Annotated in this window: 14 protein-coding genes; 7 read left to right on the plus strand and 7 right to left on the minus strand. The window is 37.5% G+C overall.

Annotation, left to right across the window (positions count from 1 at the left end):
- Together ACIQ7L_RS12120 and ACIQ7L_RS12125 are read left to right on the plus strand one after the other, a co-directional pair.
- The coding region (locus ACIQ7L_RS12120) for a 3D domain-containing protein (protein WP_400569394.1) at window positions 1-195 on the plus strand (195 nt) is incomplete at its 5' end.
- A 440-nt stretch (window positions 196-635) separates the two neighbouring features.
- Entirely contained in the window at window positions 636-929 is a 294-nt protein-coding gene (locus ACIQ7L_RS12125) for a DUF3910 family protein (protein ID WP_400569396.1), read from the plus strand.
- 57 nt (window positions 930-986) lie between these two features.
- Here ACIQ7L_RS12125 and ACIQ7L_RS12130 read toward each other — a convergent pair whose 3' ends face one another.
- The 3 genes from ACIQ7L_RS12130 to ACIQ7L_RS12140 are packed head-to-tail and all read right to left on the minus strand — an operon-like array spanning window position 987 to window position 4,414.
- A complete protein-coding gene (locus tag ACIQ7L_RS12130) occupies window positions 987-2,363 on the minus strand; it encodes a zinc ribbon domain-containing protein (RefSeq protein WP_400569397.1) in 1,377 nt (458 codons plus the stop codon).
- A 12-nt stretch (window positions 2,364-2,375) separates the two neighbouring features.
- The gene (locus ACIQ7L_RS12135; protein WP_400569399.1) at window positions 2,376-3,917 is read right to left on the minus strand and encodes a zinc ribbon domain-containing protein; all 1,542 of its coding nucleotides are present in this window, start codon (window positions 3,915-3,917) and stop codon (window positions 2,376-2,378) included.
- Between the two features lie 5 nt (window positions 3,918-3,922).
- Window positions 3,923-4,414: a zinc ribbon domain-containing protein gene (locus ACIQ7L_RS12140; RefSeq protein ID WP_400569401.1), complete on the minus strand. Its 492-nt coding sequence runs from the start codon at window positions 4,412-4,414 to the stop codon at window positions 3,923-3,925.
- A 153-nt stretch (window positions 4,415-4,567) separates the two neighbouring features.
- Here ACIQ7L_RS12140 and ACIQ7L_RS12145 point away from each other — a divergent pair, with 153 nt between their 5' ends.
- Window positions 4,568-6,187, plus strand: a complete 1,620-nt coding sequence (locus ACIQ7L_RS12145) for an SWIM zinc finger family protein (protein WP_400569403.1) — start codon at window positions 4,568-4,570, stop codon at window positions 6,185-6,187.
- Window positions 6,171-8,927 carry a DEAD/DEAH box helicase gene (locus ACIQ7L_RS12150; protein WP_400569404.1) on the plus strand — a complete coding sequence of 919 codons (2,757 nt, stop codon included), beginning with the start codon at window positions 6,171-6,173 and terminating at the stop codon, window positions 8,925-8,927. Before ACIQ7L_RS12145 ends, ACIQ7L_RS12150 begins: the two co-directional genes overlap by 17 nt.
- 261 nt (window positions 8,928-9,188) lie before the next feature.
- On the opposite strand, the gene ACIQ7L_RS12155 is transcribed toward ACIQ7L_RS12150, so the two are convergent.
- On the minus strand, window positions 9,189-9,674 hold the full coding sequence (locus tag ACIQ7L_RS12155; RefSeq protein ID WP_400569405.1) for a VanZ family protein: 486 nt from the start codon (window positions 9,672-9,674) through the stop codon (window positions 9,189-9,191).
- 110 nt (window positions 9,675-9,784) lie between these two features.
- Here ACIQ7L_RS12155 and ACIQ7L_RS12160 point away from each other — a divergent pair, with 110 nt between their 5' ends.
- A complete protein-coding gene (locus ACIQ7L_RS12160) occupies window positions 9,785-10,009 on the plus strand; it encodes a DUF1659 domain-containing protein (protein WP_097899370.1) in 225 nt (74 codons plus the stop codon).
- A gap of 29 nt (window positions 10,010-10,038) precedes the next feature.
- Complete coding sequence (locus ACIQ7L_RS12165) at window positions 10,039-10,254, plus strand: DUF2922 domain-containing protein (protein ID WP_400569407.1); 216 nt, start codon at window positions 10,039-10,041, stop codon at window positions 10,252-10,254.
- A 20-nt stretch (window positions 10,255-10,274) separates the two neighbouring features.
- Here ACIQ7L_RS12165 and ACIQ7L_RS12170 read toward each other — a convergent pair whose 3' ends face one another.
- Entirely contained in the window at window positions 10,275-10,673 is a 399-nt protein-coding gene (locus ACIQ7L_RS12170; protein WP_400569409.1) for a DUF4359 domain-containing protein, read from the minus strand.
- A 255-nt stretch (window positions 10,674-10,928) separates the two neighbouring features.
- Here ACIQ7L_RS12170 and ACIQ7L_RS12175 point away from each other — a divergent pair, with 255 nt between their 5' ends.
- On the plus strand, window positions 10,929-11,408 hold the full coding sequence (locus ACIQ7L_RS12175; protein ID WP_400569411.1) for a competence protein ComK: 480 nt from the start codon (window positions 10,929-10,931) through the stop codon (window positions 11,406-11,408).
- Window positions 11,409-11,459: 51 nt separating this feature from the next.
- On the opposite strand, the gene ACIQ7L_RS12180 is transcribed toward ACIQ7L_RS12175, so the two are convergent.
- Entirely contained in the window at window positions 11,460-11,927 is a 468-nt protein-coding gene (locus tag ACIQ7L_RS12180; protein WP_400569413.1) for a sigma-70 family RNA polymerase sigma factor, read from the minus strand.
- A 210-nt stretch (window positions 11,928-12,137) separates the two neighbouring features.
- Entirely contained in the window at window positions 12,138-12,818 is a 681-nt protein-coding gene (yknW, locus tag ACIQ7L_RS12185; protein ID WP_400569414.1) for a YknW family membrane protein, read from the minus strand.
- Between the last annotated feature and the right edge of the window lie 23 nt (window positions 12,819-12,841).

Raw genomic sequence — 12,841 nt, forward strand, 5'->3', positions numbered from 1 at the left:
AACATGAAGATGGTTGCTGTTGACCCGAAAGTGATTCCACTTGGATCAAAAATATGGGTAGAAGGTTACGGAGAAGCAATCGCTGGTGATACTGGTGGTGCAATTAAAGGTAACCGTATCGATGTTCTAGTTGGCTCAGATTCAGCTGCTGACAAATGGGGACGTAAATCTGTTAAAGTGAAAATTTTAAAATAATCAATAACTGCTAAATAGGAAGCCAGCTCTCTTATGATTTGAGAGCTGGCTTTTAATTTTATATATATAAATACAAATTGAAGAACCAACATAAACCCTTTCTTTTTAGGTGGGAAAGAGCATCCAGCCATGCATAGAAGCAGTCAGATCCTCTTCCTGCCCCACGCCAAGTTAAAACAAAGAGAGAGAATGAGCGCAGGTCACTTTTTGTTCTTCATAGCAGCGACTTATATGTTGGAAAATCAAAATGGATATATATAAACCCTTTCTTTTTAGGCAGGAGAGAGCATCCGACCATGCATAGAAGCAGTCACTACCCCATGCCAAATGAAAACAAGGAGAGAAAGCGAGTGCAGGTCACCTTTTGTTCTTCATAGCCGCGACTTATATGTTGAAAAATCAAAATGGATATATATAATGACAAATAAGGAGGTTGTACAATGAACGTACGCGCAAAAATAGACTGGATCGGCACACCGAAGCCGTATATATATAAAGACGACGTTACATACGATGCCACTGCCATTGATTTTTCACTTGAGCAAGACGATAATCGCTATAAATTAATCGTACTCAAACATCATGAAAAAATTCATTATAAAATTGTACAATACGGCATCAAACCTGGATCACAAAAACCATTTCCGATTGATATACCATTTCAAGAAGCAATGCTCCCGTTAGTAGAAAGAATTCTACAAGATCCATATGTACAAGCTTGTCGTATTTTATAGAGGCATCGATATATCAAAAAAGACTACCTCTTTGTAAAGAGATAGTCTTTTCACATTTTAATGCGTTGGACCAGATATTTCTTCTGATTTCAGCGTATTATTCGCAGCGATTGAATGATACAATATTTTCCCATCCGCACTTACTGTAACAATATGTTCATTGCTGAAGCTTTTGAACTTCACAGATCCATCACCATAGCGAATATTATATTCTTCATACGTCGTTACTTTATATTTCGTAGAATTTTGGCGTTCAACATTGCGCACTTCGAATTTTAATAAATCCTCAGTAATTCCCTTTTTCTTTAAATATTGCAGATAATCGCGGTCTTCTGTATATGATTTCCCGCTCTTATCATAGTCATTTTCAATTAAGCTAAAGTCATTTAAAGAAATAGCACGCACGTTGTTATAAATGTGAGTACGAACAAATTCACCAATCGCAGCATCAGATGTTTGTTTTGGGAATTTTAAATAATAGGAGCTTTGCTCTCCAATTTTTACACTTTCAGATTTCACGACTCCAAAATCCGTTTGTTTTTCCAAATGTACCTCTACTGTTTCATCTGCCGGCACAGGGCCTAATTTATAACTTCCGTAAGCTAACTTTCCACGCTTTTTGTCATTTACAAAGACACTAGCGCTATTTTCGTCAGAAGAGATTGTAACATAGTTTCCTTCAAGTGGTAATTTCACATCCACTTTCCCATCTTTTTCTCCAGCTAGCTCAACTTCCTTTTCCGTTTCCAGTTCAGTAAGCTCTGCTTTTGCCTTTGCTTTTACAACATACGTACCAGGGAAATAAGGTCCGATTTCTTTAGACGATTTTTCGCTAGAAATATCAGTTGCTTTTTTATCATTTACATATACTTCTGCAGTTTTTGCAGTTGTGCTGACGTTCATGAAATACGACTTAATGCTAAACTTATATTTCGGATATAAGAGCCATTCTTTCCCATCTTCTACAATTTGTCCATCCACAAAACTCTCTTTATCTACAAGCTTTTGATCTACCGTTTGCTTTTGTAAGTAAGATAATAAATTTTTATTGTAAGAAGGATTATCTTTTAAATAACGTAAATAGGATTTAATATCTTCTGTTGTTATTTTTAAACCCGGGTCATCCGATTTTACAAAAGAAGCAATTGTATTTATATCTTTTTTATTGAAAGCCTCAATTAATGTATTGATTTGCTTTTCTTTCGAAAATTTATATGCCCCGAATTTATATGCGCCAAACAATGCAGCAACAAACAATGCAACTACAATTAAGATCACAATATTTTTCTTACTCTTCTTTGGCTGTACTTCCTGATATACATCCGCTCTCGAAGCAGCCACATTTTCTTCAATCACTTCTACTTTACTTCCGCATTCCGAACAGAAGTTCAAGTGATCTGCGACTTGTTTTTTACACGTTCCACAAAACTTCACAACGATTCCCTCCTACTTTCTTGCCAATTTCATTCCAGCAAAAGCAGCTACATATGTCAGAATAAAACTACCGAGTATTAAATAGATCCAGTTGCCCTGCATAGATAGCATCGTTCCACTCATTCCAAACATACTTGTCAATTTCCCTGAAACATCAATTTGAAACTTGGAAAGAATATTTATTAAGAGCATCATAACTGTATAAGCACTACTACATACAGCAAGCGTTACATATATATTAGCTGCTGATATTCTCGCTAATTTTTGTCCTGCTCTAAACATAAAGAAGAACGGAATAATAAGCAGTAACAATCCATAATGGAATCTACTATTTACATCTTCTATTCCTGCAAGTTCTTCTGGTCCTGCCCCTTCAGCAATTGCAAGCTCCTTTAACCCTGTTCCATTAAAAGACATACCAGATACGAATGAGAACTGCATTTCGTTATCTTTTTCCTTTTTACTCTTACGTGAAAAACCTTTTTCAAAAGCAGGGCTTGTTACTTCTACTGGTGCAAGATGAGCCATATTCCATACTTGTGGCGTCAGCTGCAGTGTTAACATCACACGCTGTGACGTTGTAGATGCTAATTCTTTCAATGGTTTCACACTATCCTCTTTCATAAAGAGAGCCATTACACATAAAATAACAGCTGTTAGCAAAAAGCCTTTTACCACTGCTGCTACTCCGTAATAAAGTGATGCTCCATATGGAAGTAACTCACGGAATGCTTCTGCCATATTGTTTTGGCTTGTATGAGCAATCATTCCTAATAAACTAAAAATCGTTCCACATATAAATCCACTTACCAAACTTTTAAAGGAAGAGTACCCAACTCCTACCGTTACAGCATCCATTCCTGGAATAACAATTGATTTAGATGCAATGAAGCTAACAATAAATAAAAATACACCATAAGCAATACCGACTGTAGCTGCCATTGTCACTTGTTCACCAATTGTATGAGCAACTCGCTTCTTTCCAATCCATATACCTGTTCCGCCTAAAATAATAAATGGAATTAATAATAATAGTAAAAATGGAGTATGCCAATATAAAGAAAGAATTATTCCATCTGTATCTCCGGCTGAAAATCCAAGTAAATGGTAGTTTAATAGCGTTGCTGTTGCTCCATTATAAAAACCTGATAGCATATCTAGTTCACGAGCAAACTTATGAAGAAATTCCTGTGTCATTGTTGCAAATACAAAACTTCCAATCCATCCCGCAAGTAACATAAGAACACTCGCAATAGCTCCGCCAATTAGACCCGTTCTTAAACCGCCCTTATGTAATCCTAATTCAACTTTAGTGCTTTTTTCCATACTAGGTAACTTTACGATATGTTCTTTTTTCTTCACCGTAAATAAAGAATGACCGCACTTTTGACAGTACAAATTTTGGTGGGCATTTTCGTTCCCACAACCGCAGCAATACCTAGAATTATCTTGTTCCAGGACTACACTATCTGTAATCACCATTGCCATACTTCCTTCGTTAGGACAGTAGTTCACTTCTTCTCCATGTTGATTCCCACACATGCGACAATACATCTTGCTCACTCCCCACCTTGCTTAATGCCACAAACTGGACAGAAGATAGATGTTTTTGCAATGCGCTCATTACATGATGCACATGCAACTTTTTCCTCACTTCTCTCTACTGCTAACATTGGATTTGGCTTCCCGCATGCCCCGCAAAACTTATCACTGATTGATAGAGAACCACCACATTCACACGTCACTTTCTCCCCCTGTTGCTTTTGCAGTTCAATAATTCGCTTTCTTGCCTGATAAATCGTAACATCGAATGCTTGGATTGGAGCAACTAATGGCTTTAATGATTCTTCCCTTACTCCAGTATCTCGAAGTTGAACATACACCTTTTGACCAAGATCTAATAAAACCTCTGTCTTCCTCTGGAGCTGTACTTGTATTTCCTTCTTCAATTGTGCAATCTCTTGTGCAACTTGCAGCTTCACCTTTCCTTGTTCAATTCCTTCTTGCAGCTTATTCATACCACTACCTAGTTTCGTCTGCAAATCTGACAAATTCAATCTCCTCCTCAATAAAAAATCATATATTTTCCCAAGTATATGTTACCATATTTTCCTTTTTTTGTACGAGCGAATTCATTTTTTCTGTTTTCGCAGCTTTTTGTTTATAATGGTAGAGGAAAGAATTCTTTTGTACGGAGGAAAACTATGCTGCAACATTCAATTACGAAAGATGAAATTATGATGATTGCGAATGAATTTGTTCAAGGACTGGACCCGCATCAAGCAGCCGATCAAGAACACGTTGCGACTGCTCGTCATTTGTATCGCAGCGGCGTTGTCTACAATGTTGACTTTGATGGTTATACGTTATCAGGTACCGTAGATGCTGAAGGAAACGTGTATAGCGTTCATATACCGATTCGTAATATCCCAGAAAGCTATTGCGATTGCTTCGCGCCAACGCAATGTGAGCACATGCTCGCTGTTTTACTATCTGCCGCTTCTAGTTTTGGGCAAGTGGGAGATGTATTAACCTTGTTTAAAAATAAAACAAAGCCAACGCTCCCTCCGATTCGAACGGCGCGACAAGTATTACAATCGTCCGCATTTGAAGACACGGATTATAAAAGCTGGCAGACATACTTTGAGTCTGAATACGAATCATTTAAAAAAGAACAAGCACGGCTCACATATAAACAAATGTATTTTCTTATGAGTATCTTTACAGACTTTTATATGAAATTGGAACGGAAAGCACCGCGCATCATTACGATACATGAACTATTTAAATTACACGGTGCACTTTATTGTTTTCAAAAATTATTAGAAGAAATCGGGGATTTTGAAGCAAATAAAACCTACTCTTATCATCAACCAATTAATGTCGTTCGCCTATTTGTTGATAAAGTAGAATCGCTTGTACGTGACTTTAAATCGGAACCTATTCCCGCTGAATGTGAGCCCATTTTACAAGAAACAGCTCGCCTCGTGCACACCATTTTCTTCTCAGCCGATTCCTATACACAGGAGAGATTCTTTATTTACCGGCATATATGGGGAGAACTCTTAACAGAAAAATCCTGGATACAGGAAGAGCAAAAACGAATTGATGCAAAGATGCACCCTCTTTCAAAAGCACTTGCTTCTTCTCATCTACTCTTTTTACAGCAAAACGATAAAGCCGCTATGGAAATACTTGAAAAGCAACCAGCTTCAGTTGTTAGCCTTTATTTTGACTGGTTAGAAGAATTGCTGAGCACCACACAGTGGGACCGTACTAAAAATTGGCTTTCTTTCACATATAAACAAGTGAAGAAAACAATTCGTGATCAGACCGATACGATTTTTGTAAAAGATATCGTTCGTTTATTTATCATGATGTATGAAACATATGCGACACATACAAATGAACAAGCGGGACTTGAAATGATTTTACAAGAACTATTACCGTACAGCTTCACAAATTACGAACAATATGCACTAGCAAAGAAACAATATCATACATGGACAGAGCTTCATCTCTTACACGGGCCCCAGACAATTGAATTGTTAAAAGAGCCACTGAAAGAAGTTGAAAAGGAAGCACCAGAAGCAGCCCTTCCTCTCTATCATCTTGCAGCAGTGCAAGCGATTGAAGAACGGAATCGTAAATCATACCGCCGTGCCGTCCGCTACTTAAAGAAATTACGTATGCTCTATAAGCGCTTGAAACGAACAGATGAATGGGATGTTTTCATCATCCAAATCGCAAATTTACATTCACGCTTACGTGCACTACAGGAAGAATTACGGAAAGGAAAATTAATCGATGATCATACAAACTGAAGTAACAATTAGGCTCCAGCATGTCAGTCAAGGTTGGTTCCTTTGGGGAGAAGATGAAGCCGGTATCCTCCTACCTGTAGCAGCTTGGAAACAAAACGCCTTCACATGGCACTCCACTTCCTTCTATGGTACCTTCTTGAAGGAAGTTACACATGAAGAACGAAGCGGCATTATGTTAACAAACGTCCAAGCGTTCGAGTATATCGCAAATAAGCCAATGAATTCCTTTGCTGAAATGCAAATAAATGGACCGATTACTGCCCTTACGCCAGATGCAAAAGAACTATGGGATGCCTTTGTAACTGGAAGCTTTATACCTGATATGAAACGCTGGTCAAATCATCCGTCATGGAAAGTTAATCATGTTTCAATTGAAGATGATACGCTAGCATCGCTCTTCTCTCAGGCAATTAATGAAAGTATTCTTCAAGACGCTCGCTCTAATGATGGCTGGGAGGATGCAAAACGACTATATGAACACTATGACTTTACAAAAAGACAACTTGAGACAGCGATGCATGAAGAAGATTGGCTCCGAAAGATTGGTTACATTGAGGATGATCTTCCCTTCACAATCGGTCTTCGTCTCCAAGAGCCGCAAGATGAATTTGAAATGTGGAAACTGGAAACAATTATTACGCCAAAGCGTGGTGCACACCGAATATATGTATATAATGGCATCGATTCACTACCAAAGAGATGGCATGATTATGAAGAACGTATTACAGAAACACAGGAAGGGTTCAGCAGACTAGTTCCATGGCTTAAAGAAGATGACCATTTCAGGGAAGAGCTCTATGAAACAGAAGCTTGGAACTTCTTAACAGAAGCAAGCAATGAGCTACTAGCAGCTGGCGTTACCATTTTACTACCATCTTGGTGGCAAAATTTAAAAGCAACAAAACCGAAATTACGCGTCCAATTAAAGCAAAACACAAATCAAACGCAGTCTTTCTTTGGCATGAACACTCTCGTCAATTTCGACTGGCGTGTTTCCACAAATGGAATTGATTTGTCAGAAAGCGAGTTTTTTGAACTTGTTGAACAAAACAAGCGACTCTTCAACTTAAATGGTCAATGGATGAGACTTGATCCTGCTTTTATTGAAGAAGTAAAAAAACTAATGAAACGCGCAGATAAGTATGGCCTTGAAATGAAAGATGTTCTGCAGCAGCATTTATCAAACTCAGCAGAAACAGAAATCATCGAAGAAGATAATCCATTTACCGACATTGAAATTGAGTTAGATGGCTATTACGAAGGGCTCTTCCAAAAGCTACTCCATATCGGAGACATTCCAAAAGTAGAACTACCATCTTCCTTACAGGCGACACTTCGCCCTTACCAAGAGCGCGGTGTAGAGTGGTTATTATATTTACGAAAGCTTGGATTTGGGGCATTGTTAGCGGATGATATGGGTCTTGGAAAAAGTATTCAAACGATTACTTACTTGTTATATATAAAAGAAAATAGTCTCCAAACAGGCCCAGCTTTAATCGTGGCACCAACATCTGTACTTGGGAACTGGCAAAAGGAATTTGAACGTTTTGCACCTAACTTGCGCGTACAGTTACATTATGGAAGCAATCGTTCCAAGGGAGACTCTTTTAAAGAATTTCTTCAAGATGCAGATGTTATATTAACTTCTTATGCGTTAGCACAGCTTGATGAAGTGGAACTGAGCACACTATGCTGGGATTCTATTATTTTAGATGAGGCGCAAAATATTAAGAACCCGCATACAAAACAATCAAAGGCCGTTCGAAATTTACAGGCCAATCATAAGATTGCTTTAACCGGTACACCGATGGAAAACCGTCTTGCAGAGCTATGGTCTATTTTCGACTTCCTAAATCACGGATATCTCGGAAGTTTAGGGCAGTTTCAGCGCCGCTTCGTAACACCGATTGAAAAAGATCGTAATGAAGCGAAAATCCAGCAAGTGCAGCGGTTCATTTCACCATTCTTACTGCGCCGCACAAAACAAGATCAAACGGTCGCATTAAACTTGCCGGACAAACAAGAACAAAAAGAATACTGTCCGCTAACTGGTGAACAAGCATCACTATATGAACAGCTCGTGCAGGATACCTTGCAAAACATTGAGGGGCTAAGCGGGATTGAGCGACGCGGTTTTATTTTACTCATGTTAAATAAATTAAAACAAATTTGTAATCATCCCGCGCTTTATTTAAAAGAAAAGGCACCGCAAGATATTGTGCAGCGTTCTATGAAGACGCAAACACTGATGGATTTGATTGAAAATATAAAAGATCAAAACGAAAGTTGCTTAATCTTCACACAGTATATCGAAATGGGCAATATGCTACAAAAGATATTAGAAGAAACATTTGGTCAGCGCGTCCTCTTCCTAAACGGTAGCGTACCGAAGAAAGATCGTGATCAGATGATCGAACAGTTCCAAAATGGAACATATGATATTTTTATTCTATCCTTAAAAGCTGGCGGTACGGGGTTAAACTTAACTGCAGCAAACCATGTCATTCACTATGACCGCTGGTGGAACCCAGCTGTAGAAAACCAAGCGACAGACCGTGCTTATCGCATCGGTCAAAAACGATTTGTCCACGTTCATAAGCTCATTACAACTGGAACACTTGAGGAAAAAATCGATGAAATGTTAGAACGCAAACAATCACTAAACAACGCTGTTATCACAAGCGACAGTTGGATGACAGAACTATCAACAGACGAATTAAAAGAACTACTTGGTGTTTAAAATCTATATATACATCAATTAAAAAACGGCATAAATCCCCTCTTTTTATAGGTGAGAGAAAGCATCTGGCCATGCATAGAAGCGGTCAGAGCACTTTTCTGCCACATGCGTAGTAAGAACAGAAAGAGCAAACGAGTGTAGGTTACTTTTTATTCTGCATAGCAGGGATGTAGATGTCGAAAAATTAAAATGGATTTATATAGTGTAATATCGTATATTATCGAACGATTGATATATGAAGAAGGAGCTATTCCTAATGGATTAGCTCCTTTTTCTATGCCAAAACCAATTGCTGATTATAATTCCCGTCAATCCACCGCACGTATCTAATAATGAATCTTGCCACATCGGTGTACGATCACCTGTAAACCATTGATGAATTTCATCGAATGTTGCATAGCCCGCTACGAAAAGCAATGCAAATATAAAGGAACGCTTTCTCGAATAACCCGATCGATATAAGGCGTAGTATATCAATGAACCAAGCATAAAGAACACCATAAAATGCGTTCCCTTACGAATGAAGAACTCGATAAAACCACCAACACCTTTATTTGCAATACTAACTGGTGTGCCTCCGCCATAATCAATGGATACCCACGAAAAATGTTCTTTCACAAATTCCACATTCACGTGCTGCTCGATATTTGATCGCATATCCTGCTTCTTATATGGCTGTGCTGAAGAATAAAAAATAATCCCCATCCATAATAAAACGGGAATCCAAAATAACCATTTACGATTCATTTTTTGAGGCTCCTCTCTTATTCTTCTAAGCGTACCAAAAAAAAGAAAAAAATTCACGCCAAAATATTACCGTTGTTCCCTATATATATGACGAAAAGGGGGTGAAAAAGATGGCAGTTGAAACGATTGTAACGGATTTGACTTTACGCCTTGTATTAAACGATGGCCTAGACAAAAACGGGAAAACAGTTTTCAAAAACAAACAGTTTAAACGAGTAAAACCAAATGCTGATTTAGGAAAGGTACACGAAGTAGCGCGTGCACTTTCTTCATTACAAGAATTAAAGCTCCATGCTGTACAGCTTGTGAGCACAGCCGATCTTTCTAACCTGTAAAATTTTTAATACAAAGGAGGTCATAAAACATGCAAGTACTCGAATTGATTTTCGCAAAAGAGGATGGAAAAACTGTTATTTTCTCTATCGACAATCCGACAACACCTGTAAATGAACAAACAATTACCCAAGTGATGGACACGATTCTTTCCTCTTCCATTTTCCTATCAATTGATGAAAACACTCGTAAAAAGGGAGCACGCCTTATTGAAAAGACAGTATCAGAAGTAAATATTGCTCCTTAATAAAAGAAGACGAAGCTGCCTCACTTTGCAGCTTCGTCTTTCTTCTTCGGCATTTCAATTGGAATGAAAATACGAGAGAATCCGACTGAAACATATTTATAATTTTCTTTTCCCATTGTAAATTCCGTTGTATACGTCGAGAAGAAAATATAATCATTACGCTTTGTATAATGATCAATTAACAACCCTACTTGCGGCTGTACATACTTTTTCCCTAACTTATTACCAATTTTCGCAAGCTCCCCAACAAATCCATCTGGATCTTCTTTTTCAACTTCCGTTAACTTTTTACTAATATCATTGTGATTCATAAATTGCTTTGCTGCCCACTCTGTATATTCCCCTTTACTCGGGTTGCTGTTTGCTAAATAAACAAACAGAAGGACAACAAGTGCCAAAATAATATATTTCCACTTCATATTCCATCACCGCCTAACTGTTTCTATTTTCATATATATGTACAAACGGTGCAAATTAGAAAACCTACCATCCATGAAAACTCCCGCCACTTATCTCCTTCGGATTTTGAAGTGGGGGTCTCTTGCCCATTTTCTGATAAAATATCCTTAAACCAACGGAAACTTTACAAATATTTACAGAATTTTAAAATTATTTTTATATTTTATCTATATACTAAAATATGTAAACTAATACTTTTAAAGGAGGCTGTTCAGTTGCCTTACCCAGTTAGTCTTCACACCATTTCTGATGCTATAATAATGCTACGGCCTTATAAAGATCCTTTTTTTCGCGCTCAAATTTATACCACTAACGGATTTCTCTACTCACCAAAAACACCATTAGAATTAATAAAAGAATCGATTATCTCACACAATTATTCCACATACGAAGGAAGACGCAAAGCAATTATTGAAAAATGGAATTTATGCCAAAACACGCCTATCCCTATTAATCATCGTCGCTTCATTTGTGCCATTCCGACAAAATCTCCTGCTGCTTGGGATTGCATCTGGATATTCTATAAAAGTATTAAACACATTAAAAAAGATAATAAAAAGCGAGCCATACTATATTTTCGTAATGGAGATATCGAAACTTTACCTATTAGCTATTATCAAATGATACAGCAATGGAGAAAAGCCGGTAATATTTTGGCTCAAATGATGCTCGATGATTTTCATAACAATTTCTAATAGAAATAATAAAGTGGAGACAAGGTATTACTTGTCTCCACTTTATGTTTACTAGATCTCAGACCGCATCTTCTTTAACGCCTGCCGATATATCCATCTCACTTGATAATACGTCATCCCCATTTCTTCCCCAATTTCATGAATTTTCTTCCCCCCGTAAAAACGCTCCGAAATAATATATCTCTCCCTCTCGTCTAACAAACTCATATAATCTCGCACTTCTGACGACACTTCTACTCCGCATACAAGCTGCAACATTTCTTGATCAAAACATATATACCGCTTTTGAAATCGATTTTCTTTCTTTAACTTCTCTAACAAATACCCGCGTACCATTACAAGAGCATATGCTGAAAAACTCCCTTTCTCTGCCTCGTACCTTTCATATGCAACCCAAAGCCCAATTAAACCGCATTGATAAAACTCTTCATAATCTTTATACAGACAAAGCCTTTTCATTTGGTTCTTAATCATCTTTTCATACAAAGTAACTGCTTCTGTAAAAGTGACCGGCTTCATATCATACCTGTTTCTAAAAGGTATACCTCTTTGTTATTCCGCGGTACCTTTACAATATAAGAAGAAACGTAGAATTTCATGGTGGGTTATTTCAAATTCTATATAGGGAATTTGAAATTTCACTAGGGAGAATTTAAAATTCTAAGCGCATTATTTTAAATAAGGACAAAAATAAAAAAGCGGCTCTTATCAAGAGCCGCTTTTCATATATTACTTACCAAAACTAGGTGTAAGACCACTTAAACTACCAAATCCAACAGAAAGGATAAAGAAGATTACAATTAGTGTTGTTGCTTGTTTTTTGCTTAATCCCGCTACAATTTGTAAACCTAAACCCATTACAATTAATCCCCAAATATTGAAAACTTCAAACGCTGAAGCTGCGCCATGGATATATGTACCTGGCTCAAATAGAGTAGCTAAACTTGTATAGGAGGTTTGGAGATCTCCACCAAGTATCATTCTTAAAATGAAATTCACAATTACACCTAAAACCGAAATTGTATACGTGTATAAGTAAAGTGATAATAGCTTCATATATGGCGTATCGTTACCCATAAACATCATAATTATTTTATAAATCCCTGCTGCAACAAAGAACCAAAATGCTGTCCCAAATGATCCTACGATTATTCCTGTGCCAATCCCAAAATACCCCATCATTTTAGCAGCTTCTGGATCTTGCACATTTTTCAATACTTCTGGATTATTCATCGCTTGATACATGCCAATTGCACTAACAACTGACACCATAATAATGAAAAGGAAAAACGCTCCCCAAACAGGGCTCTTCGTCTTCATTCTCTCAAACTGTACTCCAGGTGATGTAATCATTCCTAATAATGATGGCTTTTTCCCGCTCACATCTTGCGTGTTAACATTCGCTTCCATTCTAACGCCTCCTTTTATTTTTG

Origin of the sequence: Bacillus sp. NPDC094106 (assembly GCF_044764345.1) — a bacterium.
In the GTDB taxonomy this organism is placed as follows: domain Bacteria; phylum Bacillota; class Bacilli; order Bacillales; family Bacillaceae_G; genus Bacillus_A.